The 25558-nt window shown below is 62.7% G+C and carries 20 protein-coding genes and 2 pseudogenes; 9 read left to right on the forward strand and 13 right to left on the reverse strand.

Translation table 11 applies throughout. From position 1 onward, the window contains the following. Positions 1 to 118: 118 nt before the first annotated feature. The 4 genes from murJ to mutS all read right to left on the reverse strand — a co-directional run bounded on the left by murJ (position 119) and on the right by mutS (position 7978). On the reverse strand, positions 119 to 1705 hold the full coding sequence (gene murJ / locus HJB83_RS16350; RefSeq protein ID WP_207582651.1) for a murein biosynthesis integral membrane protein MurJ: 1587 nt from the start codon (positions 1703 to 1705) through the stop codon (positions 119 to 121). 24 nt (positions 1706 to 1729) lie between these two features. After that, entirely contained in the window at positions 1730 to 4636 is a 2907-nt protein-coding gene (locus HJB83_RS16355) for a [protein-PII] uridylyltransferase (RefSeq protein WP_207582652.1), read from the reverse strand. A gap of 325 nt (positions 4637 to 4961) precedes the next feature. Then, entirely contained in the window at positions 4962 to 5237 is a 276-nt protein-coding gene (locus HJB83_RS16360) for a hypothetical protein (RefSeq protein ID WP_207582653.1), read from the reverse strand. Positions 5238 to 5251: 14 nt separating this feature from the next. Next, on the reverse strand, positions 5252 to 7978 hold the full coding sequence (gene mutS / locus HJB83_RS16365) for a DNA mismatch repair protein MutS (protein ID WP_221117809.1): 2727 nt from the start codon (positions 7976 to 7978) through the stop codon (positions 5252 to 5254). A gap of 113 nt (positions 7979 to 8091) precedes the next feature. Between mutS and HJB83_RS16370 the strand changes: the two genes are divergently transcribed. Together HJB83_RS16370 and HJB83_RS16375 are read left to right on the forward strand one after the other, a co-directional pair. Further along, on the forward strand, positions 8092 to 10377 hold the full coding sequence (locus HJB83_RS16370; protein WP_207582655.1) for an NADP-dependent malic enzyme: 2286 nt from the start codon (positions 8092 to 8094) through the stop codon (positions 10375 to 10377). A gap of 180 nt (positions 10378 to 10557) precedes the next feature. Beyond that, positions 10558 to 10975 (forward strand): annotated as a pseudogene (locus HJB83_RS16375) (murein L,D-transpeptidase family protein); the annotation flags it as partial. Between the two features lie 4 nt (positions 10976 to 10979). Here the strand turns inward: HJB83_RS16375 and HJB83_RS16380 are convergent. The 6 genes and pseudogenes from HJB83_RS16380 to HJB83_RS16405 form a co-directional block, all read right to left on the reverse strand. Then, complete coding sequence (locus tag HJB83_RS16380) at positions 10980 to 11858, reverse strand: GNAT family N-acetyltransferase (protein ID WP_221117808.1); 879 nt, start codon at positions 11856 to 11858, stop codon at positions 10980 to 10982. A gap of 108 nt (positions 11859 to 11966) precedes the next feature. Next, positions 11967 to 14246, reverse strand: coding sequence for an ATP-binding protein (locus tag HJB83_RS16385; RefSeq protein WP_207582657.1), 2280 nt, complete (start codon positions 14244 to 14246; stop codon positions 11967 to 11969). A gap of 55 nt (positions 14247 to 14301) precedes the next feature. Continuing rightward, positions 14302 to 14805 carry a signal peptidase II gene (gene lspA / locus HJB83_RS16390; RefSeq protein ID WP_207582658.1) on the reverse strand — a complete coding sequence of 168 codons (504 nt, stop codon included), beginning with the start codon at positions 14803 to 14805 and terminating at the stop codon, positions 14302 to 14304. Then, complete coding sequence (locus HJB83_RS16395) at positions 14802 to 15662, reverse strand: RNA methyltransferase (protein ID WP_207582659.1); 861 nt, start codon at positions 15660 to 15662, stop codon at positions 14802 to 14804. Before HJB83_RS16395 ends, lspA begins: the two co-directional genes overlap by 4 nt. Continuing rightward, positions 15659 to 16756, reverse strand: a complete 1098-nt coding sequence (locus HJB83_RS16400; RefSeq protein ID WP_207582660.1) for a class I SAM-dependent methyltransferase — start codon at positions 16754 to 16756, stop codon at positions 15659 to 15661. Before HJB83_RS16400 ends, HJB83_RS16395 begins: the two co-directional genes overlap by 4 nt. A 96-nt stretch (positions 16757 to 16852) precedes the next feature. Next, positions 16853 to 17502, reverse strand: a pseudogene (locus HJB83_RS16405) (NUDIX hydrolase). A gap of 68 nt (positions 17503 to 17570) precedes the next feature. On the opposite strand from HJB83_RS16405, the gene HJB83_RS16410 reads away from it, so the two are divergent. Both HJB83_RS16410 and HJB83_RS16415 read left to right on the forward strand, forming a co-directional pair. Next, positions 17571 to 18026 (forward strand): carbon monoxide dehydrogenase subunit G, encoded by a 456-nt coding sequence (locus tag HJB83_RS16410; protein ID WP_207582661.1) that lies wholly within the window; start codon positions 17571 to 17573, stop codon positions 18024 to 18026. 50 nt (positions 18027 to 18076) lie between these two features. After that, positions 18077 to 18511 (forward strand): GNAT family N-acetyltransferase, encoded by a 435-nt coding sequence (locus tag HJB83_RS16415; protein WP_221117806.1) that lies wholly within the window; start codon positions 18077 to 18079, stop codon positions 18509 to 18511. Between the two features lie 33 nt (positions 18512 to 18544). Here the strand turns inward: HJB83_RS16415 and HJB83_RS16420 are convergent, their stop codons facing one another. The 3 genes from HJB83_RS16420 to sppA all read right to left on the reverse strand — a co-directional run bounded on the left by HJB83_RS16420 (position 18545) and on the right by sppA (position 20324). Continuing rightward, entirely contained in the window at positions 18545 to 18877 is a 333-nt protein-coding gene (locus HJB83_RS16420) for a DUF1049 domain-containing protein (protein ID WP_164006301.1), read from the reverse strand. Between the two features lie 167 nt (positions 18878 to 19044). Next, positions 19045 to 19344, reverse strand: a complete 300-nt coding sequence (locus tag HJB83_RS16425; protein WP_003544934.1) for an integration host factor subunit beta — start codon at positions 19342 to 19344, stop codon at positions 19045 to 19047. Between the two features lie 29 nt (positions 19345 to 19373). Next, positions 19374 to 20324, reverse strand: coding sequence for a signal peptide peptidase SppA (gene sppA / locus HJB83_RS16430; protein WP_207584241.1), 951 nt, complete (start codon positions 20322 to 20324; stop codon positions 19374 to 19376). 225 nt (positions 20325 to 20549) lie between these two features. Between sppA and lptC the strand changes: the two genes are divergently transcribed. The 5 genes from lptC (at position 20550) to HJB83_RS16455 (ending at position 25476) form a co-directional block, all read left to right on the forward strand. After that, positions 20550 to 21215, forward strand: a complete 666-nt coding sequence (gene lptC / locus HJB83_RS16435) for an LPS export ABC transporter periplasmic protein LptC (protein WP_207582663.1) — start codon at positions 20550 to 20552, stop codon at positions 21213 to 21215. 15 nt (positions 21216 to 21230) lie between these two features. After that, positions 21231 to 21881, forward strand: a complete 651-nt coding sequence (locus HJB83_RS16440; protein WP_221132417.1) for an LptA/OstA family protein — start codon at positions 21231 to 21233, stop codon at positions 21879 to 21881. Between the two features lie 40 nt (positions 21882 to 21921). Further along, entirely contained in the window at positions 21922 to 22698 is a 777-nt protein-coding gene (gene lptB / locus HJB83_RS16445) for an LPS export ABC transporter ATP-binding protein (protein WP_007633745.1), read from the forward strand. A gap of 221 nt (positions 22699 to 22919) precedes the next feature. Further along, positions 22920 to 24473 carry an RNA polymerase factor sigma-54 gene (gene rpoN / locus HJB83_RS16450; protein WP_207582665.1) on the forward strand — a complete coding sequence of 518 codons (1554 nt, stop codon included), beginning with the start codon at positions 22920 to 22922 and terminating at the stop codon, positions 24471 to 24473. A gap of 88 nt (positions 24474 to 24561) precedes the next feature. Continuing rightward, complete coding sequence (locus tag HJB83_RS16455; RefSeq protein ID WP_207582666.1) at positions 24562 to 25476, forward strand: DMT family transporter; 915 nt, start codon at positions 24562 to 24564, stop codon at positions 25474 to 25476. The last annotated feature ends 82 nt before the right edge of the window (positions 25477 to 25558 follow it).

Below are 25558 nucleotides of genomic sequence, written 5' to 3' on the forward strand. Positions count from 1 at the left end.
AGGGGACGTGCCCTGCGAAATGCTGGTGAGGAACAGAGGGGTTGCCGCTATCCCCTTCGCCCCGCAAGCGGGGAGAAGGTGCCGGCAGGCGGATGAGGGGCAGGCACCGGCAATCTCCTTAGCCTTGCGGGTCCTTTGCCGGCGCCGGCTTGCGGTTCAGATTGCGCCGGATCATGCCGAGATTTGCTCCGCCGATCAGGAAGGCGGCGGCGAAATAGACCAGCATGGCAATCGCAATCAGCAGCCCGAGGGTGCCGACCTTGGTCAGAAGCGGCGCGCCGGAGGCAAGCGAGGGCGCAAAGTGCTGCTTGAGGAAGACGATCGCCGCACCCATCACGGCTGCGGCGACGATCAGCAGGACGGTGCGTTTTGCCAGCGCCCATTCCCATGTCAGATGGCCGCGGCGCAGAAGCGTGGTGAACAGCAGCACGGTGCTGATCCAGCCGGCGGTGGCTTCGGCAACGGCGATGCCGGGCGCGCCCATATAGGGAAAGAGGGTCAGCGCCGTGGCGCAGTTGGTGGCCACCGCGATTGCCGAAAAGCGCATCGGCGTCTTGGTGTCCTCGCGCGCATAGAAGCCGGGCTGCAGCGCCTTGATCAGCACGAAGGCCGGCAGGCCGATGCCGTAGATCGCCAGGATCGAGCCGACGACGGCGGTGTTTTCCTGATGGAAGGCGCCGCGCTCGTAGAGCACGCGGATGATCTCGTCGGAGAGGATCCACAGCGCGAAGGCGGCGGGGATGGTCAAAAACAGCACGAATTCGATCGAGCGGTTCTGCAGGTTTCCGGCTTCGCGCAGATTGCCGCCCTTCAGCGCCCGGGCAAGTTCCGGCAGCAGCACCACGCCGACGGCAACGCCGACGACGCCGAGCGGCAGCTGGTAGATCCGGTCGGCATATTGCAGCGCTGCAATCGCGCCCTCGCGAGAGGAGGCGATCGCCTGGCCGATCAGCTGGTTGATCTGGGTGATGCCGCCGGTCACTGCAGCCGGCACCGCCAGGATCAGCAGCCGCTTGACGTTCGGGGTCATCTTCGGGAAGCGGAAGCCGATGCTCATGCCGGCCGCAAGCACGCCGACATAGACGACGGCGAGCTGCAGGACGCCGGCGGCAAGAACGCCAAAGGAGAGATACCAGGCCGTCGTCAGCGGATCGGCACCGGTATGGAGCGCATAAAACAGCGCCCCGATCATCACCACGTTGAGGAAGACCGGCGCGATGGCCGCGGCGAAGAAATGGTGCAGCGAATTCAGCATGCCGCTCATCATCGCCGTCAGCGACATGCACATCAGATAGGGAAACATCACCGCCGCCATGCGGATGGTGATCGAGAATTTGTCGGGATCGTCGGCAAAGCCCGGTGCAATGACGAAGCGCACCAGGAGCGGCATGGCAAGCTCCATCACGATGGTGATGAGCAGCAGCACCGAAAACAGCACGCCGAAGACTTCTTCCGAAAAGCGCTTGGCGCCATCGGTGCCGTTCGCCTCGATCTCCTTGGCAAAAAGTGGCACGAAGGCGGCGTTGAAGGCGCCTTCGGCAAACAGCCGGCGAAACAGGTTCGGAAAGCGGAAGGCGGCATAAAAGACGTCGGCCATCGGCCCGGTGCCGAGTGCGGCGGCCATCAGCGTTTCGCGGGCGAAGCCGAAGATGCGGCTGCCGAGGGTGGCGCCGCCGACGGTTGCGAATTTCTTGACGAGGCTCATTCGTGGGGGCTCATGCTTGGTCGCTCATGCGGGGGAATCGGCTTTCTTTTCGGCTGAGGGCAATGTCCGGGCGGTGGCAGCCGGCGCGATGATGCCGGAAGGCATGCGCTCACGCAGCTCGTCTTCCTCCTCGGCCATGACGGCCTTCATTCGGGCGGTGATGTTGGCGCGCTTGCTGTCGCCGGAGATCTTCTGGCCGACCAGATCGGTGACGTAGAAAGTGTCGATCACCTTCTCGCCGAAGGTGGTGATGCGGGCCGACTGGATGTCGAGCGACAGGTCGGAGAGCACGGCGGTGATTTCCGACAGCAGCCCCGGCCGGTCGAGGCATTCGACCTCGATGACCGTGAACTTGTTCGACAGGCTGTTGGTGATGTTGACCGACGGCGGAATGACGAAGGCCTTGTTCTTCTTGCGGTGGCGCGCGCGCGTGGCGATCACCTCGGGCAGCCGCTTGCGGCCGGACAGCACGTCCTCGATCATCCGTCCGATCGTCGCGGCCCGGCGCAGCTCGTCGGCATCGTCGGCAAATTCGCGGCTGACATGGATGGTGTCGAGCGCCCGCCCGTCCGACGTCGTGAAGATCTGCGCGTCGACGATGTTGGCTCCGGCCGCAGCACACGCCCCGGCGATGACGGCGAGCAGGCGCGGATGGTCGGGCGACAGCACGGTGATCTCGGTGATCGCATGGAAACTGTCGGTGCGCACCGTGGTGGCCAGCGCCTGGCCGGATTTGTCGGCCTGGCGGATGAAGTGGGCGTGGCGGATCTGGTCTTCCAGCGGCACGGAGAGCAGATAGGGCTGGTAGTGCAGCTTGGTATAGGTATTGCGGTCCTTCTGGCTCCAGTCGGCGAGTGCCGAATGCAGCGCCTCGGCGGCGGCACCGGCACGCTCCTTGCGGGAGACCTCCGAAAAACCGCCGGCCAGCAGCAGCTCGGTTTCGTAGTAGAGCGTGCGCAGCAACTGGCCCTTCCAACCGTTCCAGACGCCCGGACCGACGGCGCGGATATCGCAGATCGTCAGGATCAACAGCATCTTCAACCGGTCGAGCGACTGTACGCGGTCGGCAAAATCGGTAATCGTCTTGCGATCGGTGAGGTCGCGGGTCTGCGCCACCATCGACATGGTCAGATGTTCCTCGATCAGCCAGACGACGATTTCCGTCTGCTTCTGCGACAGACCGAAGCGGCTGCAGAGCTTGCGGGCGACGCGGGCGCCGGCGATCGAATGATCCTCCTGGCGGCCCTTGGCGATGTCGTGCAGCAGAACGGCGACATAAAGCGCCTCGCGATCCTCGATGCCTGAGAACAGCTTGTTGGCGAGCGGATGCAGATCCTCGGAGCGTCCCTGGTCGATCTCGGAGAGAACGTCGACGGTGCGGATCAGATGTTCGTCCACCGTATAGTGGTGATACATGTTGAACTGCATCATCGCGACGATCTTGCCGAATTCGGGAATGAAGCGGCCGAGCACGCCGGCCTCGTTCATCCGCCGCAGGATGAGCGCCGGATCGCGCTTCGACGTCAGGATCGACATGAACAGGCGGTTCGCCTCGTCGTTTTCCCGCAGATTATTATCGATCAGCGCCAGCGAACGGGTGACACGTTTCAGCGCGTCCGGGTGGAATTCCAGCCCGTTGATGTCGGCGACGTGGAAGAGCCGGAGGATGCTGACCGGATCGCGCTTGAAGACCTCAGCGTCGGCAAGCGCGATGCGGCCGCGGTCCTCGACGAATTCGACGCTGCCGGCGATCTTGCGATTGCGATGGGTGAAGCGGCTAATGACGCCGGTGAGGCCCGGGATCGACTTCGCCTGCTGGTCTTCGAGCGCGGCGCAGAGGATGCGGGTGAGGTCGCCGACATCCTTGGCGACGAGGAAATAGTGCTTCATGAAGCGCTCGACCGCCGAAAGGCCCGGGCGGGTGTGATAGCCGAAGGCTTCGGCGATCTCGCGCTGGATGTCGAACGACAGACGCTCCTCGGCCTTGCCGGTCAGGAAGTGCATATGGCAGCGCACCGCCCAGAGAAAATCGTCGGCTTTCTCAAGCAGACGGTATTCGTGCTTCGACAGCACGCCGAGCTTGACCAGCTCCGCCTGGTCGCGCACGTGATAATAATATTTCGAGATCCAGAACAGCGTGTGCAGGTCGCGAAGCCCGCCCTTGCCTTCCTTGACGTTCGGTTCGACGAGATAGCGCGTATCACCCGCCTTGCGGTGGCGCTCGTCGCGCTCGGCAAGCTTGGCAGCGATGAATTCCGGGCCGGTACCAGTGACGATTTCCTTGTCGAAGCGGGTCTCGAGTTCGGTTTCCAGCCGTTGCAGGCCGCAGATGTAGCGCATCTCCAGGATGGCGGTGCGGATCGTCATGTCGGACTTGGAAAGCGCGATGCATTCCTCCACCGTGCGGGTGGCGTGGCCGACCTTGAAGCCCATGTCCCAGAGCACGTAGAGCATGAATTCGACCGCCTTGTGCGTCTCTTCCGCCGGCCTCGGCGGGAAGAGGAAAAGCAGGTCGATATCGGAGCCGGGCGCCAGCGTGTCGCGACCGTAGCCGCCGACGGCGGTGACCGCGAACTTGTCCTTCTGCTGTGGAAAGATATGGGCGGTGGCGAAATTGTAGAGGACAGTGATGATCTGATCCTGCAGCCAGGAAATCCGGTAGGCGCAATTCAGCCCGCCGCCATCGGCCATCAGTGCGGCCCGCGCCTTCTGCCGGCCTTCGGTGCTTGCCTTTTTCAATACGGCGAGAAGATCGGCGCGCAGCACGTCGGGTCGGTTGCGGTTGGCCTCGCCAACGGCGTCGCACTGCTTCTGCAAGAATTCGACGTCAAGGATATGAGAAAAATCAAGCTCGCGCATCGCTTTCGCCGGGGTGGTTTCCTGTTCATGCCGGACGGCCTGATCCTGGCTCGCCTCGTGTTTCGTCTGCATGCGCTATAATCCCTTTATCAGGCGATTGACACGCGCCCTCATACTGCAAGAACCTTTAAATTTGGCGAAATGGTGTTGGTAAGCCGCGCGACAGCCTGACACCACGTTGGGTCAGGAGATTGCCGAAACCAGCCCCTCATCCGCCTGCCGGCAGCTTCTCCCCGTAAACGGGGCGAAGGGAGATAGCCGCGCCCTCTCCGTTTCTCGCCTGTCTCTCGCAGGGCACGTCCACTCGCCCCGTTTACGGGGAGAGGGTTAGGGTGAGGGGCAGTCACAGGCGCAAGCTGAACAGCAGTGGCGCAACAGCTGGCGTTTCCCCGAACGCTCAAAGGGCGGCCCGCGCATTCAGCAAATGCAGCACCTGCCGTGTCTCTCTCATGATCTCCTCAAGCGACTGCCGGTCGCATTCGCGATAACCTGCCTTGGCGATCGACGTTCCGAGCTCCGAGATCATAGCGCAACAGCGGGTAATTTTCAGCATGCCGATCGGCGACGTCCAGCCGCGCGCATTGCGATCGGCATCGGCGCGCCGCATCGTATCGAGCATCGAGCAGATGAGCGAGAGGCGCTCCGTTTCGCGAATCAGCTTTTCCATGAACATCGCGTACCGCTGCCCTATTTCAGTTTCTTCTTGAGGTCGTAAAGTGCATCCATTGCCTCGCGCGGCGTCATGTCGTCAAGGCTCATCGCCTTCAGCGCCTCCTCGACCTTGGACGGTCCGCGAGCCGTGTCTTCGCGGCGCACCGCCACCTGGAAGAGCGGCAGGTCGTCGATCAGCTGGCTCGCGGGGTTCTTGCGGTCGGCATCCTCCAGACGGGTCAGCACATCGCGGGCTCGTGTCACGACTGAAGCCGGAAGCCCGGCAAGGCGGGCGACCTGGATGCCGTAGGAGCGGTCTGCCGCACCCGGACCGACCTCATGCAGGAAAATGACGTCGCCGTCCCATTCCTTGACCCGCATCGTGGCGTTCGACAGCCGGCCGAGCTTTTCCGAAAGCACGGTCAGCTCATGGAAATGCGTGGCGAAGAGGCCGCGGCAGCGGTTGGCTTCATGCAGGTGCTCGACGGAGGCCCAGGCGATCGACAGGCCGTCGAAGGTGGCGGTGCCGCGGCCGATCTCGTCGAGGATGACCAGCGAACGGTCGCTCGCCTGGTTGAGGATCGCAGCTGTTTCGACCATCTCGACCATGAAGGTGGAGCGCCCGCGGGCCAGGTCGTCGGAGGCGCCGACGCGCGAGAAAAGTCGGTCGACGATGCCGATATGGGCTGATGTCGCCGGTACGAAGCAGCCCATCTGCGCCAGGATGGCGATCAGCGCGTTCTGCCGCAGGAAGGTCGACTTGCCGCCCATGTTCGGCCCGGTCAACAGCCAGATCGCGCCGTCCCTGTCGCCGGTCTTCGGCGAGAGATCGCAATTGTTGGCGACAAAGGGCCCGCCCGCCTGCCGCCGCAGCGCCTGCTCGACGACCGGATGGCGCCCGCCTTCGATGGCAAACATCTTTGAGCCGTCGACCTGTGGGCGGCAATAGGCCTGCTCTTCGGCGAGAAGCGCCAGTCCTGCGGCAACATCGATGACGGCAAGCGCCCGGGCGCCGGATTTGATCGCCTCGGCTTCCGCAACCACGGCCGCCGTCATCTTCTCGAAGGCGGCGAACTCGATCGTCAGCGCCCGGTCGGCGGCGTTGGCGATGCGGCTTTCGAGATCGGCAAGTTCGGTGGTGGTGAAGCGCATCGCGCTCGCCATCGTCTGGCGGTGGATGAAGCGGGCCTTGGCTTCAGCCGTCTCGGTCATCGGCGAGGCATTGCCGGCGGTGACCTCGATGAAATAGCCGAGGATGTTGTTGTGCTTGATCTTCAGCGACCGGATGCCGGTCTCCTCGGCATATTGCAATTGCAGGCCGGCGATCACCCGCCGCGACTGGTCGCGCAGTGCCCGCACTTCGTCGAGCTCGGCGCTGGCGCCGTCGCGCAGGAACCCGCCGTCGCGTTTCAACAGCGGCAGTTCGTCGGCGAGTGTCTCGGCCAGCAGGGTTTCGAGCGTTGCGGGTAGGGCTTGCAGCGCGGACAGCGCCTGGCCGAGTTCTTCAGGCAACATCGCGCTGGCGCGCATGGCCGCAACTTCGCTCGCCGCTTGAAGTCCCTGGCGGATCGCCGCGAGATCGCGCGGACCGCCGCGGTCGAGCGCCAGCCGCGACAGCGCCCGCGGCATGTCCGGCACATGTTTCAGCGTGTCGCGCAGATTGCCGCAGAGCAGAGGCTCGTCGATCAGGAAGCCGATCGAGTCGAGTCGAGCATTGATGCGGACGGGGTCGGTCAGCGGCGACATCAATCGCTCGGCAAGAAGCCGCGCCCCGCCGCCGGTGACGGTGCGGTCGATCGCTTTCAGGAGCGAGCCGTTGCGGTCGCCAGACAGCGTCCGGGCAAGTTCCAGATTGGCGCGGGTGGCGGGGTCGATGAACAGCGTCGAAGCCGCACTTTCCCGCTCCGGCTTTCCAAGCGGCGGCCGCTCGGCGATCTGCGTCTTCTCGACATAAGCGACGGCGGCGGCCGCTGCCGCCACCTCGGCGCGCGAGAAGGTGCCGAAGCCGTCGAGCGTCGCGACGCCGAAATAACGCGCGATCCGGCCTTCGGCGCTGGCGCTGTCGAAGAGCACGGAAGGCTGGGGCACCGCGGTGCGGCCGAGCACATCGAAGACCGGCTTCAGTTCCGGATCGTGGAAGATCGTGTCGGGCAGGATGAGCTCGCGCGGATCGATGCGCAGGATATCGGCAAGCAGCCGCGAGGCTTCGGTCTCGGCCAGTCGGAAGACGCCTGTGGAAATATCGATCCAGGCTAGCGCCAGCAAGGGTTCTGCCCCGCTGCGAATGCGGGTCAGCGCCATCAGATAGTTGGATTCCGAGGGCGAAAGCAGCTTTTCCTCGGTGATCGTGCCTGGCGTGACCAAGCGGACGACATCGCGCTTGACGACGGATTTGCCGCCGCGTTTTTTCGCTTCGGCCGGATCCTCGATCTGCTCGCAGACGGCGACGCGGAAACCGAGTGAAATCAGCTTCTGCAGATAATCGTCGGCCGCATGCACCGGAACGCCGCACATCGGGATGTCCTGGCCCATGTGTTGGCCTCGCTTCGTCAGCGTGATGCCGAGCGCGCGTGAGGCTTCCAGCGCATCTTCGAAGAACAGCTCGTAGAAATCACCCATGCGATAAAAGAGCAGCGAACCCGGATTGTTCGCCTTGATCTCGATATATTGCTCCATCATCGGCGTCGCCGAGGCACGGCTTTCCGCCGTGGCAAGCTCGGCAGCCGAAAAGGCTTCATTCCCTGTGTCGATGCGTGCGTTCACGGAGGTGCGGGTTTTCCCAAAAAAACAGGTGCCAACCCTATCCGCGCGCCGCTATAGATGACAACAGCATTTGAGGAAGAGCAAAGCGTCGCCCACAAGACGTTGGAGGATTTATGCCCGATATCGATAAGAAGGACCGGCCGGCGACATCAGTTACCGACCAGGAGGCGCTTGAATTTCACGCCATGGGCCGCCCAGGGAAACTGGAAGTCGTCCCGACCAAGCCGATGGCAACGCAGCGCGACCTCTCGCTTGCCTATTCGCCGGGTGTTGCCGTGCCGGTCAAGGCGATCGCCGCCGACCCGCAGACGGCTTATGATTACACGGCGCGGGGCAACATGGTCGCGGTCATTTCCAACGGCACGGCGATCCTCGGTCTCGGCAATCTCGGTGCGCTGGCTTCCAAGCCGGTCATGGAAGGCAAGGCGGTGCTGTTCAAGCGCTTCGCCGACGTCGATTCCATCGACCTCGAGATCGATACGGAAAATGTCGACGAGTTCATCAATTGCGTGCGTTTCCTCGGCCCCTCCTTCGGCGGCATCAACCTCGAGGATATCAAGGCGCCGGACTGCTTCGTCATCGAAAGCCGGCTGCGCGAGCTGATGGATATTCCCGTCTTCCATGACGACCAGCACGGAACGGCAATCATCGCCGCCGCCGGCCTGATCAACGCGCTGGAGCTGACCGGCCGCGACCTGAAGACGACGAAGCTCGTCTGCAATGGTGCCGGTGCTGCGGCGATCGCCTGTATCGAGCTCATCAAGGCGATGGGCTTTGCGCCTGAGAACATCATCCTCTGCGACACCAAGGGCGTCATCTACCAGGGTCGCACCGAAGGCATGAACCAGTGGAAATCGGCGCATGCGGCAAAGACCGACACGCGCACGCTTGAAGAGGCGATGGAGGGCGCCGACGTGGTTTTCGGGCTGTCGCAGAAGGGTGCGTTTTCGGCCGAAATGATCCGCTCGATGGCCGAGCGGCCGATCATCTTCGCCATGGCCAATCCCGATCCCGAGATCACCCCGGAAGAGGTGGCCCGCATCCGCGATGACGCCATCATGGCGACCGGCCGTTCGGACTATCCGAACCAGGTCAACAACGTCCTCGGTTTTCCCTATATTTTCCGCGGCGCTCTCGATGTCCGTGCCTCCACAATCAACGACGCGATGAAGATCGCCGCCGTCAAGGCGCTGGCAAACCTCGCCCGTGAGGATGTGCCCGATGACGTGGTGGCCGCCTATCAGGGCAACCGGCCGCGTTTCGGGTCGCAATACATCATCCCCGTTCCCTTCGATCCGCGGCTGATCTCGGCGATCCCGGTCGCGGTCGCTGAAGCGGCGATCGAAAGCGGCGTCGCCCGCAAGGTCATCACCGATATGGCCGGTTACGCCCGCGAGCTTTCGGCACGCCGCGATCCGATCGCCTCGACCTTGGCACGGCTCTACGAGCGTGTGCGCCGGCATCCGAAGCGGATCGTCTTTGCCGAGGCCGAGGAGGAACAGGTCCTGCGAGCCGCGATGTCCTATGCCAACCAGCAGCTCGGCACCGCTATCCTGCTCGGCCGCGAGGATCTGATCCGGGCAACGGCGGAACGCGCCGGCATCGATCTCAACCGGCCGGGCCTCGAGATCGTCAATGCCCGTATTTCGACCCGGGTCGAGGCCTATATCGACTATCTCTATGCCAGGCTGCAGCGGCAGGGTTACCTCTACCGCGACGCCCAGCGGCTGATCCACAACGACCGCAACCATTTCGCCGCCACCATGGTAGCGCTCGGCGACGCCGACGGCATGGTGACCGGCATCACCCGCAACTATTCGACGGCGCTCGAAGATGTGCGCCGCTGCATCGACAAGAAGCCCGGCCACCGCATCATCGGCGTATCGCTGGCGCTTTGCCGCGGCCGCACGGTCTTCGTGGCCGATACCGCCGTACACGACATGCCGACAGCCGAGGAGCTTGCCGATATCGCCGAAGAGGCTGCGGGTCTGGCGCGGCGCATGGGCTATCCGCCGCGTGTCGCCCTGCTGGCCTATTCCACCTTCGGCCATCCCTCCGGCGAACGCTCGGAGCGGGTGCGCGAGGCGGTGAAAATCCTCGACAAGCGTCGCGTCGATTTCGAATATGACGGCGAGATGGCCGCCGACGTCGCTCTGAACCGCAAGGTGATGGAGCAATATCCGTTCTGCCGCCTGTCCGGTCCTGCCAACGTGCTGGTCATGCCGGCTTTCCACTCGGCCTCGATCTCGACCAAGATGCTGCAGGAGCTCGGCGGCTCCACGGTGATCGGCCCGATCCTCGTCGGCGTCGACAAGCCGGTGCAGATCACCTCGATGGGCGCCAAGGACAGCGACATCGTCAACATGGCGGCGATCGCCGCTTATGGCGCGGGTTCGTAACTTTCTCCCGCATAGGGACGGAATTCAGTGCTTGGCCGACAGCGCGTCGGGCAGGTACTTGCGCGGCTATAGAATGGCGGCGAGAGCGGCATCTTCTGCATGGCGCGGATAAGATAAAGCCCCTTCCGCCCGCTTAAAGGCGAGGATCATGTTGAGAACAAACTTGTCGTTTCGGCCGTCGTGGTCGCCAGCCTATTCGCTTACACGAAATTGATGGCCAAGGTCGGCTCCGGCTCGCCGCCTCCAGATGCGCCGTTGGAGCAGCGCGGGCTGACCTCATTCGCGTTTATAAATCCGAACGTCGCATGGTCCTTCTCAGAGGCGATGCGCCCATCTCGACATACTGGGTTTCTCTGGGGTCATCTGCCGATGCGGGTCCAAAGCAACGAGAAGGTGACGAGAAAACACCAGAAGGGCGTTACGAAATCGACTGGCGAAATCCAGACTCCATGGCGCATCTCAGTCTGCACATTTCCTATCCAAACCCGGATGATCGGCACAACGCCGAAGCCGGTGGCTTTCCGCCTGGCGGCAATATCATGATCCGCGGGCTTCCCAATGGTTGGGGCCTGCTCGGATATATCATCGACTGTGGGATGCGTTTAGCTCGCGAAACGGCCGGCGTCGGCGCCATAATAATTCAGGTAGCGGTCGGAAATGCTGGAGATCGGCAGCACGATCAGCACGTCGGTCGTGTTGAAGGCATGATCGACCACGGCGCTGGAGCCGACCATCGCACCAAGGCGCATATAACCCTTGATCAGCGGCGGCAGCGCCATCAGCGCCCGCTTCGGGTTGACCGCCTCGACCGGCATCAGGTCCATGTTGCGGGCGAGATGCGGCAGTGCGCTGACGGCCCATTCGTTCTTCGCCAGCACATTGTGGTAGAGGAAAGACAGCGCCAGCGCATGGCTTTCCAGATAGACGCCGGGGAACGAGGCGCAGCCGAACATGGCGCTGACGCCGTGCTTCAGCGCATAGGCCCAGTTGCCCTGCCACAGGAGTTCGACGGTGCGCTTGGTGCGGTATTCCGGCAGCACGCAGGAACGGCCAAGCTCCATGAAGCGCTTGTCCGAATGTTTGGCAATGAGGTCGTCGATCTCGAATTCGGAAGCCGAGTAAAAACCGCCATTGGAGAGGGCGACATCCTGGCGCAGCAGCCGGTAGGTGCCGACGATCTGGTCTTCCGGATCACCCTCGATCGTGCGGTCGAGAACGAGAAGATGGTCGCAGAAGGCGTCATAGGCATCGACATCCCGCTGGCGGCGCATGGCGTCAAGCGGCAGTTGTGCCTTCATTTCGTCGACGAAGACGCGGTAGCGCACGGCCTGGGCGGCATCGATTTCGCGCGCCGTGCGGGCGAGGCGGGTTTCCAGATTACCGATGCGGCCGAGGATATCGCCGTCCTTCTGCGCAGCCGCCGTCGGGGGCGGTGCAGCCTCGGCGGTGGTGTCACGATTCAGGATGTCGATGGCGGACATGACGATTCTCCCGTTGCCGGTTTATCGACGCCATAAAACACTTCTCTGCGACAGGAAAGTGACATATTGGATTTCCCAGCGCAAGACGCATGCTGGCCCCGCGGCACGTTACCGCGCCTCTGCCCGACGGGCGGAAAGTGCGGCGACCGCTTGAACTTCGGTCAGCAACCGAACCGGGTCGACGGGCTTTACCATGACGCGGTTGGCGCCGTTCAACAAGACCTGACGACGCGATTCGTCGCTCTTGTCGGCGGTGAGCACGATCACCGGTACCGGGGCAAGGTCGAGCCGCCTTTCGTGGCCGCGCAGGCGTCCCAGCATGTCGATGCCGTTGCCGCCAGGCATCGACAGGTCGCTGATGATGATATCGGGCCGGGCATTCGCCTCGCAGAGAGCGCAGTCGAGCAGCGCCTCGAAATCCTCGACATGGCGCACATTATGCCCGCCCTTTTCGAGCACGACGCGCACCAGCATGGCATTGATCGGATCGTCCTCGCCAAGCAGGATGTTGAGCCCGCTGGCTGTAACCAGCGTCTCCGCCACCGAAAGGCCGAAGCCCGGCTGATTGTCGTTCAGCGCGTCGCGCTTCTCCATGCCGCGCATGCGCCCGCGCAGCACGTCGATCAGCGACTGTTCGCGCAACGGCCGGATGAGCCAGGCATCGAAGAGGTCGAGCGGATGGGCGCTGCGCTCTTCCGGATTGACGAGCAGGACCTTGCGCAGGCCAAGGGCGGCGATTTCGGCGCGGTCGGCAAGATGGGCGGAAAATTCCGCCGACATGCGATGGTCGATGATGATATCGGTCGGCCGCTTTCCGCCGTTGGCCAAGCCGAGCAGCGCTGCCCGCGCGCTCTCGCCGTCGGCGACGAGATGGCAGAGACCGCCGAGCGTGGTGATCGTCTCGGCGATGGCGGTGCGCGCGGCACCCGCCGGCGCCAACAGCACGACGCTGTTGCCGGCAAGCAGCGTATTTCGCCTGTCGGGGCGCTCGCTGCCGATATCGACAGGGAAGCGGATGGTGAATTCGCTGCCTCTGCCCTTTTCGCTGGCGACCGTGAGCGTGCCGTTGAATTCGCGCATGATGCGGGCGGAGATGGCAAGGCCGAGCCCGGTGCCGCTGCTCCTGTCGGCACCGGTCCCACCTTGCTCGAACTCGCCGAAGACGCGCGCCTGCTCCTCCGCTGTCATGCCGGGACCGCTATCGGTGACGGTGATCGATAGGTCGTCTGCGTCGAGCGTCACGCGAATGAAGACGCCGCCGACCTGGGTGAACTTCACGGCATTGCCGATGACGTTGAACAGAACCTGGCGCAGCCGCGCCGGATCGAAGCTCATATTTTCCGGCACGTCGGATGACACCGTGGCGCCGATCTCGATTCCTTTTTCATGCGCCCGATGGGCGAGCATCTCGACAACGCTTTCCAGAAGCTTGCGCAGCGATTCCGAGCGCGGGTGCAGCGCGAAGCGGCCGACCTCGATGGTGGAGAAATCGAGCAGATCCTCGACGAGCTGGGTCAGCGCGTGGCCGGACTGGCGGATATTGGCGAGATAGTTCTGCTGCTCCTGCGTCAGCCGCGTCTCGGCGAGCAGATGCGTCATGCCGAGGATGCCGGAAAGCGGCGTGCGCACCTCGTGGCTGACGGTCGCAAGCAGCCTCGATTTGGCGGCGCTGTTATATTCGGCCTTCTGGCGGGCCTCTTCGCGGCCCTGCGCGATCAGCCGCTCGTCGGTCACATCACGCGCGACGCTCTGCAGCAGCAGACGGCCGTTTGCCGGGTCGCGGGTGACGACGTCGCGCCAGAGAAAGATGCGCTGGCCGTCCGGCGTCGAGATCTCGACGTCAAAGCAGTGCGGTATCGGGCCGGGGCGGAAGGCAAGCCCGATCTCCTCGCAACTCCGTCCTTCCGGACGCAGCCGCCCGGTCAGGCGGCGAAACGTGTCGTTGGCAGAGATGATGCGCCGGTCCATGCTGCGGCTGACGGTGATGTCGCCGAGTACGTCGTGCACGTCGGCAAACAGCTTTGCGCCATCGTTCCAATCCGGCAGGGATTTGCCGCCGGGCGGGGCTATGCGCCGGCGAACCATCAGGACGGCGTAACTGGCGATGACGGCAAGGCCGAGAACGACAAGACCGCCCGAAAGCAGCAGCGGATCGCCGGCATGGGCAAGCAGCGTCAGGATCATCGCGGTAAGAAGGCCGGCGCCACCAAGCCAGTAGACCAGCAGGCGCCGTGTCGTTGCCGGCCCCATTTCGTTGTCATCGGCTGCCTCAGGCGCCGACGCGGCCGGTCGCAAGGAGGAGGCCCCCATCCGCTCTTCATGCGGCTTGGCGGCGGGTCCGCCGAAGGCGGCGGACAATCTTTCCTGCAACTGTCCCAGACTCTGCATGCTATTTTGATAACATGAGGCCTCTTCCGAATGCCTTCAGGAATTCGATAAGATTTTAGCGGCCGGCCTTTTTCGGCAGCAGCAGCTCGTCGAGAATGACGCAGCCGGCCCCGATGGTGATGAAGCTGTCGGCGAGATTGAACACCGCGAAGGACCAGCTTTCGGTGTGGAAAAGAATGTAATCGATCACATGGCCATAGGCGAAGCGGTCGACGAGATTGCCGATCGCGCCGGCGATGATCAGCGCATAACCGAGATGGGCGAGCCAGCGGTCCTTCGCCGTGCGGTTCCACAGCCAGATGACGAAGGCGACGATGATGAGCCGCATGCCGACGATGAACCAGCCGTCCATGCCCGACAGCATCGAAAAGGCGACGCCGAGATTGTAGGTGCGGTAGAGCGCCAGCATCGGAATAACGGGCACGGCCTCCTGCAGCGGCAGGTAATGATCGACGGCGATCTTGACGGCCTGGTCGATAAGAACGGCGACGACGATGAAGAAGAGGATCGGCGCCGGGCGCGAAAACAGCGCGGGGCGGGCATACGTCTGTTCGGTCATTTGCCCTCGGCAAGTGAGAGGAGATGGCGGCGGGCTTCGAAAAGCATGACGGCAGTGGCGACGGCAAGGTTCAAGGAATCGGCGCGGCCCTGCTGCGGAATGCGGGCAAGCGCGTCGGCCTCCCTGGCCAGCTGGTCCGGCAGGCCGGATTGCTCGTTGCCCATCAACAGCACGACGGGCTTTTTCCGGTAGTCGATCGTGCGGTAATCGACCGCGCCGGCAAGATGCGTCGCGACCACGGAAACGCCGGCCGATTTCCGCCAGGCGATGAATTCCTCCGGCGTTGCGCGTGCGACCGGAACGGCGAAGACCGAGCCCATGGTGGCCCGCACCGTTTCGAGCGAGAAGGGATCGGTCGTCTCTCCGATCAGAATGACGCCGGAAGCGCCGGCTGCATCCGCCGTGCGGATGATGGTGCCGAGATTGCCGGGGTCGCGCACCCGGTCGAGCGCCACCCAGGTCTCGCCCTCCCTCGGCCGGATACCCTTAAGCGGCGCCCAGCGTTGCTCGAAGATGCCGACCACCATCTGCGGATTGTCGCGGCGAGTGATCGAGGCAATCACCTTTTCGTTGACTTCGAGCACCAGCCCGCCCGAGGCGACGGTCCTCGCCGCCATCTGCTCGACCAGCGGCTTGCCCTTGGCCGCCTTGGCATAAACCAGGGTGCGGATCGTCCAGCCGAGTTCGATCGCATCGATGACGAGCTTTAGTCCTTCGGCCAGGAAAGTCCCGCTTTCCTCCCGCGACTTCTTGTTCGTCAGCGCTTTGATGTCCTTGATGATGGGATTGGCAAGCGAGGTGACTTCCTTCACCTGTCCGACCCTGCGCGGTCCCTGATCGTGGAAGTCCTTGCTCATTTCGGCACCCAGCGGGAAAAGAGGGAAGTGGAAAGCGCGCGGCCCTGTGTCTTGCCGTCGAGGCCCGCTTCGCGGATGACCAGTTCGCCGGATTCGACCACCCCGCCGGCGCCCCGCATCGTCTCGCGCATCAGTTCGTGGATCGAATAGAAGCTGGCGCGGATCGAATAGGCCGTCAGTACCAGACCCACCGCCTTCGGCGACAGGATCTCGCGGCAGACATCGAGCATCAATGGCAGGTGTTCGAATAGATGCCAGACTTCGCCGTTCGGGCCGCGGCCGAATTTCGGTGGATCGGTGAGAATGATGTCGTATTGGCTGCCGCGACGTTCCTCACGCAGGATGAATTTCATCGCATCCTCGCAGATCCAGCGGATCGGCAGCTTCTCCATGCGCCCGAGCGCCTGGTTCTCGCGCGCCCAGCCGATTGCCTTTTTCGACGCGTCGACATGGGTGACCTCGGCGCCGGCTGCGGCGGCAACCAGCGAGGCGACGCCGGTATAGCCGAAAAGATTCAGCACCTTCAGCGGCCGGCCGGCCTTTTCGACCTGGTCCTTCATCCAGCTCCAGTGCACGATCTGCTCGGGGAAGACACCGACATGGCGGAAGGATGTGAAGCGGCCGAGGAAATCGACGCCGAGCAGATTGAGTGGCCAGGCCTCGCCCAACGCCTCCTTGGGGAAGCGCCAGCGGCCGGTGCCTTCCTCGTCGGTATCGCCGGTGAAGACGGCATCGACCTTTTCCCAGACATGCGGCGGCAGCGATGGCCGCCATAGCGCTTGGGCCTCCGGGCGGATGATACGGTAGGGGCCGTATTGCTCGAGCTTTTCGCCGTTGCCACTGTCGATCAGGTGGAAGTCGCCGGCCCCGAGCGATTCGAGGATGACGGGCACGCGCTCGGTCGGACGCTCGCCGCTGCGGGTCATCAGCGGACGCTCGATAGCGGCAGGCACAGCCGCCTCGCGCACCGTCTCGCGGCTGGCCGCAGGCTGCGCGACCGGCTTCGGCGGCCGGCTGGCCCGATCGTCCCTGCGGCTTTCACCAGAAGAACCTGAGGTCTTCTTCTGGCCTGGCCGGCGTTCTCTCTGTTTCAACGTGCTCTTCCGCGTCTCTGTCGGGGGTATCACAATGGGTCTGCGTCCTTCACAGCGCCCTTTGAAGTATGCAGTAGCCCAGAAAACCGTGCCGGATCAACTGCGCGCCGGCATGGCAGTAATTTCCAAGCCTTCGGACGACTGCCTGCGAAGCCAGCTTTCCACCGCATAGAGGGCTGCGACATGCATCGACTGCATGATGAGCGCGCCGGATTGCAGGTCGCCAAGGATGGCGGCAAGATCCGCAAACAGCAGCTCGACCTTCTCGCCGGGGTCGAAACGCGGTTCGCCGACCCTGCTGAGGCCGAGCGCCAGCCAGCTCGTCACCGCGTTGCTGTGGCTTGCGGCATTCGGATAGGAGGTCAGCAGCTTGACGAAGGTCGAGGCTTCATAGCCGGTCTCTTCCCGCAGTTCGCGCCTGGCTGCCGCCAACGCCGCATCGCCGATCTCGCTGTCCGCCGGTTCGACGCCGCCGGCAACGAGGCCGTGGAGGATCTCGCCGCGCCCGTGCCGATATTCCCGGGTCAGCAGCACACGCCGTCGGGCATGACAGGCACGACGTTGATCCAGTCGGGATAGTCGAGCACATGGAAGGGCGCGATGACGGTCCCATCGGCGGTGACGCAATCGTCGCTACGGACCCGAATCCAGCGGTCCTCATAGGCGATGCGGCTTGCCGTAACGCTCCAGGGCTTCAATTCGTCACTCATCGCCAATTCCTTGCTCCGCAACGAGCGAGATAACATTCCTCCCCGCCTTGGCAAAAGGCTTTTCCACTGGGATAAGGTGGACGAATCGGAGATGGGGCTATCGAATGGACTTCACCGGCGAAGAACGCATCGCCGCGCCGCGGGACGTCGTCTGGGCAGCGCTCAACGATCCTGAAATCATGCGCGGTTGCATTCCAGGCTGCCAGGGCATCGAGCGGCTGTCGCCAGATGCCTTCGAGGCGACGATCAAGGTCAAGTTCAGCCTGTTGTCGGCCACCTTCCATGGGGTGTTGACGCTTTCCAATGTCGATGCGCCGAAGAGCTACACGCTGTCGGCCGAGGGCAAGGGCGGTCTTGCCGGCTTCGCCAAAGGCAGTGCCGATATCGTGCTCGAGCAAAGCGGCGCCGAGACCATCCTGCATTATCGGGCAAAAGCCGAACTCGGCGGCAGGCTCGCCCAGCTCGGCGCACGCCTGCTCGATTCGACCTCGCAGAAGCTCGCCGAACGGTTCTTTTCGGATATCAATGCCGCCGTCATCGCGAAGATGGCGGCCGGCTGATCGCGCGCTTTGGGCTTGGCGGGGATAGGGGCTTGGGTTAAATCGACGTCATGACGTGGACAATCAGGCCGCCGCGCGCGGAAGACCAGGAAATGCTCGCGGAGATTTATCTTTCCGTGCGTCGCCAAACATTCGTCTGGGTCGACCCCGGCAAGTTCTACCGTGAGGATTTTGCCGCCCATACCAATGGCGAGACGGTCTTCGTCTGCGAGCATGAAAACGGCAGTGTAGCCGGCTTCCTGTCGCTCTGGCCGGCCGATGATTTCATTCACATGCTCTATATCAGCCCGGACTTCCAGGGCTTTGGTGCCGGTACGTCGCTGCTGCAGGCGCTGCCCGAATGGCCGCAACACCGGTACCGGCTGAAATGCCTGGTGAAGAACGGCAGAGCGAAAGCGTTCTACCTCGCCCACGGTTTCCAGGTGACCGGCAACGGCACCTCGCCGGAGGGCGACTACGAGGAACTGAGCTTTTTTCCGGATTGACCGACCGCCGAAGCGTCCCCGGCATTGAGCCTGTTACCGCGACGGCAGCTGCCCGGCGATTTCCTCGGCGCGGTTCTTGTGGCGGTCGGCTTCACCCTGCCAGCGGATGGCTTCCTTGGCTTCGGTGCGGGCGCGCTTGCGGTGTTTGCCCTGGCTGAACCAGGTGGCGGCTGAACCGATCAGCATGCCTGTGATCAGGGCAATGAACAGGAAGACGAAGAAGGGCGCAGAAATTGCAAGCACCTGATCGTCAGGCCGGAACGGGTTGAAGGCGAGCGTAGCGCTCTGCCGGTTGGCGACGCAAAAGATGATGAGGATGACGCCGAGCGGCAGCAGAATCAACAGGTTGACGATCTTCTTGGCCATTTGAGGTCCCCACATGCCGGATTGCGCCGGTCTTTCCTGGCGCGTTTCAAGCCTTTTATCAACATATCGGCCCCGAAAATCGATTCCGATTTTCGGGGCCGATATGCAAGCAGAATAGGAAAACGGCCTTCGAGTTCAAGTGCGGATTCGCCGCAGGCGGCTGAGACTCAATCCTCTTCGTCGGCCTGGCCGGGATTGAGCCGCTCGCGCAGCTCCTTGCCGGTCTTGAAGAAGGGAACCCACTTCTCCTCGACGAAGACGGTATCGCCGGTGCGCGGGTTGCGTCCGGAGCGGGAAGGGCGGTTCTTCACCGAAAACGCGCCAAAGCCGCGCAATTCGACGCGGTTGCCAGCAGCCAGTGCATCCGTGATCTCGTCGAGAACCGCGTTGACGATATTCTCGACATCGCGATGATAGAGATGCGGGTTGCGTGCCGCAACAATCTGCACCAATTCGGACTTGATCACGTTCGCCCCCTTAAATTATTGATTTCTTATCAATCGTGGCCAACCTGCCAAACTGAAAGCAGCCCGTCAAGAAGCAACTTTGGGGGCAGGATTCCATTGATATCCTGGCCTTTCACGAGATCATCATAACCGAAGATCGTAATCAACCGCGAAACAGCCCCAGCGAGCAGAAAGGGCGTATTGCTCTTCTTGTCCCAGTCCACCATCGGCAGGTCGGCGTCGACGCCGCGCGATTTGAGATAGGCACGGATTTCCGCCTCGCCGCCGATCGTATCGACGAGTTTCACCTTCAGCGCCTGGCGGCCGGTATAGATCGTGCCATCGGCGAGTTTCAGCACCTCGTCGCGCGGCAGCTTGCGCCGGTCGGCGACCAGATCGACGAACCAGTTATAGCTGTCGACCACCATATTGCGGATCATTGCCTTGGCTTCCTCGCTCGCCTCGTGGAAGGGCGAGGGCTCGGCCTTCAGCGGCGAGGACTTGATCTCCTGCAGCGAGACGCCGATCTTGTCGAGCAGCGGCTGGATCTGCGGATACTGGAAGATGACGCCGATCGAGCCGGTGATCGAGCTGTCGCCGGCGATGATCGTGTCGCCGGCAGTGGCGATCATGTAGCCGGCCGAAGCGGCAAGCGTGCGCACGTCGGAGACGACAGGTTTCTTGGCTGATATCGCCCGGATCGCCTTGAAGATTTTTTCGCCGCCATAGGTGGTGCCGCCTGGCGAGGAGATCGAAATCACCACGGCCTTTACCTGGTCGCTGGTCTCGACCTTCTTCAGCCGCTCCAGAAGCTCGTCATCGTCGACGATCAGCCCCGATATCGTCACATGGGCGATATGCGGGCGGCCCGTCTTGGTGTCGCCGACGGTGAAGCTGTAGAAGGCGAAACCAAGCGCCACGACGAGGGCCACCGCGAGCAGGCGCCAGAACCAGAGCTTGCGGCGCAGCCGCCGGCGATCGGCAATCATCGAACTGTCCATAGAAACCTCCAGCGCTGGCACCGGCTTCGGCATGCAGCCGACCAATCCGGTGAAATAGGTGGCAGCGGCGCGTACGAATGCCACTTTTTGATGTTTTTCCGTTTTGTTGCTTGTTGCAGAAAAAATTCCATATTGGCAAGCCAATGTAATAATGCGAAACGAACTGTGATTGGCGGGCCGCCTTTGTTATGAAGGCGCGGCGATCACCGCACATGGACGAGGCCTATGCTCGATACCCTGAAGAACAACGGACATGCCGCCTACGCCAGGTCCGGCAAGAGCGCCTATGGCGATGCGTTGTTCCATTCCGCCCGCGTGCGGCGGCTGAAGATCTTGTTGCCGGTGGCGGCCCTCATCATCGCGGCTGGCCTGACGGCGGTGGCGTTGGTTAGCATCTATCTGCCCGAGAATATCAAGATGGAAGGCGCCAAGATCGAGAACGGCAAGGTCGTGATGGAAAAGCCGGCGATCGCTGGACGCAATTCCGACGGCATCAACTATTCGATGCTCGCCGAAAGGGCGTTGCAGGATATCCGCAATCCCGATCTCATCACGCTTGAGACCATCAAGGCTGCCGTGCCGATGAATGACGGGCTGATCGCCCGTGTCGTCGCCTCGACGGCGGATTACAATCGCGCTACCGACAACCTGCATATGACGGCCCCCTTCACCCTGGTGCTGAGCAGCGGCCTCAACGCGAATTTCCAGTCCGCCCAGCTCGACATCAAGGGCGGAAACATGAAGAGCGACGACCCCGTCACCATCACCAAGGACAATGCCTCCATTGTTGCGAAGACGCTCCAGATAACCGATAAGGGGCGCGTGATCACATTCGAGGGAAATGTTCGCATGAATGTCGATCCATCCACCATCCATAAACAGGGCACTTAACCAGCCGGGTCATCCATGACAAAAGATTGTCGCATTTCCACTTGCAAGACTGGCCTGGCGTTCATTGCCGGCGCGTTTGCCCTTATTCTGACGGCATCGGGCGCGGGCGCGCAGCAGGCGACGGCCTCGATGCCGGGCATGAAGCTTTCCAACGACCAGCCGATCCAGATCGAAAGCGATAAGCTGGAGATTCACGACCAGGAACACACCGCGTTGTTCACCGGCAAAGTCAAGGTCGTTCAGGGGACGACGACGATGCAGTCCGGCAAGATGACCGTCTATTACAAGGACAAGGCGGCAAAGGCGGCGGCGGACGGGGCGCAACCTGCCGCCCAACCGGCAACGCAGCCGCAGCAGTCGGCCTCGCTTGCATCGGGAAGTGCCGATATCGACAAGATCCTGGTGACGGACAAGGTCTTGCTGACCTCGGGCACGCAGACTGCGACCGCCGATGACGGCAATTTCGACATGGCCTCGCAGACATTCACCCTGACGGCGGATCAGGGAAATAAGGTCATTCTGTCGGATGGGCCGAACGTCTTCACCGGCTGCAAATTGACGGTTCACATGCAGACCGGCCAGGCGGAGCTTGAAAGCTGCGGCGGTCGTGTCCAGATTCAGCTCGATCCGAAATCGCAGCCGAATGCACAGCAGAAGCAGAACTGAGAAGCCGGCCTCCCACGTGAAATTATCATCGCTATCAACCATGTTCGGCAAGCCCGGGCCACAAGCTGCGGGTGCCGCCGACAAGAGCCGCTATCAGGGAACGCTCATCGCACGCGGTCTGACGAAGACCTATGCGACGCGTCGGGTCGTCAACGGCGTCTCTCTGGTGGTGCGCCGGGGCGAGGCCGTCGGCCTGCTCGGACCGAACGGCGCCGGCAAGACCACCTGTTTTTATATGATCACCGGCCTCGTGCCGGTGGATGAAGGCACGATCGAGATCGACGGCAACGATGTCACGACCATGCCGATGTACCGCCGCTCACGCCTCGGCGTCGGTTACCTGCCGCAGGAAGCCTCGATCTTCCGCGGCTTGACCGTGGAAGAGAATATCCGTGCCGTGCTCGAAGTGCATGTCAAGGACAAGGCCGAGCGCGAGCAGAAGCTGAACGAGCTGCTGGAGGAGTTTCATATCCAGAAGCTGCGCAAGACTGCCGCCGTCGCTCTGTCAGGCGGTGAGCGTCGCCGCCTCGAAATCGCGCGCGCCCTTGCGACCGATCCGACCTTCATGCTGCTCGACGAGCCCTTCGCCGGCGTCGACCCGATCTCGGTCGCCGACATCCAGAATCTCGTCCACCACCTGACCGCGCGCGGCATCGGCGTTCTCATCACCGACCACAATGTGCGCGAGACCCTAGGCCTGATCGACCGGGCCTACATCATCCATGCCGGTGAGGTGCTGACCCATGGCCGGGCAAATGACATCGTCAACAATCCGGAAGTGCGCCGGCTCTATCTCGGCGACAATTTCAGCCTCTGAACGCGGACGATGCCAAGACAGAGAAGGTGCGCCCCAGTCGTCCTGAAACGGCGCAGGCCTTCCGGCTGCACCTGTCCCACCACAGAAATTAACCGCGCCGACACAGTTCCGCTTGACCAAATGAGATAAAAAAGCAATTTTTGGGCCAGTTGGACTTCCGCGGCCTGAAGCCTTGATCGGACGCGGTTTCCCGGAGGAATCGAGGGAGTTTCGCGTCCGTCATGGCACTGTCCGCCAGTCTTTTCCTGCGCCAGAACCAATCCCTGGTGATGACACCGCAACTGATGCAATCCATCCAGTTGCTGCAGATGACGCATGTCGAACTCAGCCAGTTCATCGCCCAGGAAGTGGAGAAGAACCCGCTGCTCGAATTTCCGTCGAATGACGGCGAGGCAGGGGGCGAACGTGGCGAAGCCGAAGACGAGCCTTATGGTCATCCGCCGGAGGATGCAGGCTCGGACGACGGCTACGACAACCGCACCGAAGCGCTCTCCAGCGACTGGTACGACAATGGCGGCAGTGCCAGCACCAGCCGGCTGAACGACGAACTCGACGCCAACTATACCAATGTCTTTCCCGATGACAGCGCGCCGCAGCGCCTCGATGCGCCGGAGCTGGTCGGCCAGTGGAAATCGATGCCGGGCAGCGGCGGCGAGGGCGCTGATTATGATCTCGACGATTTCGTCGCCGGACAGGTGTCGCTGCGCGATCATCTCGCCCAGCAGATTCCCTTCGTCCTGCCTGACGTTGCCGATCGGCTGATCGCGCAGAACTTCGTCGATCAGCTTGACGATGCCGGTTATCTGCAAGTCGAGACCGGTGAGCGGCTGGGCACCAGCCTCACGGCCGCCGAGCGCGTGCTTGCCGCCCTCCAGACGCTCGATCCGCCGGGGGTTTTCGCCCGCAGTCTCGCGGAATGCCTGGCGATCCAGCTCCGGCAGAAGGATCGATACGACCCGGCCATGCAGGCGCTCGTCGAAAACCTCGAACTGTTGGCGCGACGCGATTTCGCCACGCTGAAACGGCTCTGCGGCGTCGACGAGGAGGACCTTCTCGACATGCTCGGTGAAATCCGCCAGCTTAATCCCAAGCCCGGCAGCGGTTTCGAAGCCGGTGTTTCCGAAGCGATCATGCCTGACGTGGTCGTCAGAGTCTCCTCGGACACCGGCTGGCTGGTCGAGCTCAATCCGGATACGCTGCCGCGGGTGCTCGTCAACCAGTCCTACTTTTCCCGCGTGACCCGGAATGGCGAAGATCACGCCTTCCTCTCCGATTGTCTGCAGAGCGCCAACTGGCTGACGCGCAGCCTCGACCAGCGGGCGAAGACCATCATGAAGGTGGCAAGCGAGATCGTCCGCCAGCAGGACGCCTTCCTGCTTTACGGCGTCGACCACCTGCGTCCGCTGAACCTGAAGACGGTCGCCGAGGCGATCAAGATGCACGAATCCACCGTCAGCCGTGTCACCTCGAACAAATACATGCTGACGCCGCGCGGTCTCTTCGAGCTCAAATATTTCTTCACCGTCTCGATCAGCGCCGTCGCCGGTGGCGACAGCCATTCGGCCGAAGCCGTGCGTCACAAGATCCGCGCGCTGATCATGCAGGAGAGCCCTGACGCGGTGCTCTCCGACGACGATATCGTCGACATGCTGAAGAAGGGCGGCGTGGATCTCGCCCGCCGCACGGTTGCGAAATACCGGGAGGCCATGAACATCGCCTCTTCGGTCCAGCGGCGCCGCGAAAAGCGGGCGCTCGCCAAGGTCGCCGGCTTCTGACGCCGCAATGCTTCGGTCTTGATCGAAGCATCGAGCTCCAAATCCCGCTATTTCTCTGACGTCTTGAACGAACTTGGGAAAGCCGACCATGACGCCGCACAATCCGAAGCTTGCCAGGGAGCTTCTCCTGCTGCTGGTGCTGGCAACCCTTTGGGGGGCCTCCTATACTTTCATCAAGATCGGTGTCGAGACGATCCCGCCGGTGACGTTGATCGCCGTCCGCACGCTGATTGCCGGCGGCATCCTGCTTGTCGTCCTCCGCTATCGACGAATCCGCCTGCCCAGTGACCGCGCGATGTGGCGGCGTTTTTTCATTCAGGCCTGTCTGAACAGCGTCATTCCCTTCACGCTGATCGCCTGGGCGGAGCAGTCCGTAGATGCCGGGCTGGCTGTGATCCTCAATTCGGCAACGCCGATCTTCACCTTCCTGCTGACCGTGCTGATAGCCCGCCATGAGCAGGTGACGGCGCGAAAGCTTTTCGGCGTCATATCAGGGCTTGCCGGTATCTGCCTGGTCATCGGCGTCGAGGTGCTCGGCGGTCTCGGCAAAAGCCTGATGGCGCAACTCGCCATCATCCTGGCGACCGCCTGCTATGCAGGCGCGGCGATTTTCAGCAAGAACTTCAAGGGGCTCGAACCCGCCGTGCCGGCGGCCGGCTCGTTGATCTCAGGCGCGGTCATACTCTTGCCGGTCAGCCTCGTCGTCGACCGGCCGTGGACGCTCGATCCCTCGGGCGCATCGATCCTGGCGCTGCTGGCTCTTTCCGCCTTTTCGACGGCCCTTGCCTTTGCGATCTATTTCCGTCTCGTCCAGACGCTGGGTTCGGTCGGAACGACGTCGCAAGCCTATCTCAGGGTGCCGATCGGAGTGACGATCGGCATCGTTTTCCTCGGCGAAAGGCTGAGCCCGACGGCCTGGATTGGACTCGTTTGCGTCATCCTCGGTGTCGCAGCCATGACGATCCCGGCAAGGGTGAGTGCAATCAAGGCGAGAAGTGTCTAGAAATCATTGGCTGGCGGTCGGCGGCAGGCCCTGTATTCGCACGCGCCTGTCGCACGCAGCACGCGCATTAGCATCGCGGTTT

Origin of the sequence: Rhizobium sp. NZLR11 (genome assembly GCF_019685115.1) — a bacterium.
Lineage (GTDB): Bacteria > Pseudomonadota > Alphaproteobacteria > Rhizobiales > Rhizobiaceae > Rhizobium.

What these genes read in the sequence shown, in the direction of transcription:
- HJB83_RS16370 (WP_207582655.1), top strand. Translation starts at nt 8,092, where the DNA reads ATGCCCGATATCGATAAGAAGGACCGGCCGGCGACATCAGTTACCGAC.
- HJB83_RS16440 (WP_221132417.1), top strand. Translation starts at nt 21,231, where the DNA reads ATGACAAAAGATTGTCGCATTTCCACTTGCAAGACTGGCCTGGCGTTC.
- HJB83_RS16410 (WP_207582661.1), top strand. Translation starts at nt 17,571, where the DNA reads ATGGACTTCACCGGCGAAGAACGCATCGCCGCGCCGCGGGACGTCGTC.
- HJB83_RS16415 (WP_221117806.1), top strand. Translation starts at nt 18,077, where the DNA reads ATGACGTGGACAATCAGGCCGCCGCGCGCGGAAGACCAGGAAATGCTC.
- sppA (WP_207584241.1), bottom strand. Translation starts at nt 20,324, where the DNA reads ATGGACAGTTCGATGATTGCCGATCGCCGGCGGCTGCGCCGCAAGCTC.
- HJB83_RS16455 (WP_207582666.1), top strand. Translation starts at nt 24,562, where the DNA reads ATGACGCCGCACAATCCGAAGCTTGCCAGGGAGCTTCTCCTGCTGCTG.
- HJB83_RS16420 (WP_164006301.1), bottom strand. Translation starts at nt 18,877, where the DNA reads ATGGCCAAGAAGATCGTCAACCTGTTGATTCTGCTGCCGCTCGGCGTC.
- HJB83_RS16380 (WP_221117808.1), bottom strand. Translation starts at nt 11,858, where the DNA reads ATGTCCGCCATCGACATCCTGAATCGTGACACCACCGCCGAGGCTGCA.
- murJ (WP_207582651.1), bottom strand. Translation starts at nt 1,705, where the DNA reads ATGAGCCTCGTCAAGAAATTCGCAACCGTCGGCGGCGCCACCCTCGGC.
- HJB83_RS16385 (WP_207582657.1), bottom strand. Translation starts at nt 14,246, where the DNA reads ATGCAGAGTCTGGGACAGTTGCAGGAAAGATTGTCCGCCGCCTTCGGC.
- lptB (WP_007633745.1), top strand. Translation starts at nt 21,922, where the DNA reads ATGTTCGGCAAGCCCGGGCCACAAGCTGCGGGTGCCGCCGACAAGAGC.
- lspA (WP_207582658.1), bottom strand. Translation starts at nt 14,805, where the DNA reads ATGACCGAACAGACGTATGCCCGCCCCGCGCTGTTTTCGCGCCCGGCG.
- rpoN (WP_207582665.1), top strand. Translation starts at nt 22,920, where the DNA reads ATGGCACTGTCCGCCAGTCTTTTCCTGCGCCAGAACCAATCCCTGGTG.
- lptC (WP_207582663.1), top strand. Translation starts at nt 20,550, where the DNA reads ATGCTCGATACCCTGAAGAACAACGGACATGCCGCCTACGCCAGGTCC.
- HJB83_RS16395 (WP_207582659.1), bottom strand. Translation starts at nt 15,662, where the DNA reads ATGAGCAAGGACTTCCACGATCAGGGACCGCGCAGGGTCGGACAGGTG.
- HJB83_RS16360 (WP_207582653.1), bottom strand. Translation starts at nt 5,237, where the DNA reads ATGTTCATGGAAAAGCTGATTCGCGAAACGGAGCGCCTCTCGCTCATC.
- HJB83_RS16355 (WP_207582652.1), bottom strand. Translation starts at nt 4,636, where the DNA reads ATGCAGACGAAACACGAGGCGAGCCAGGATCAGGCCGTCCGGCATGAA.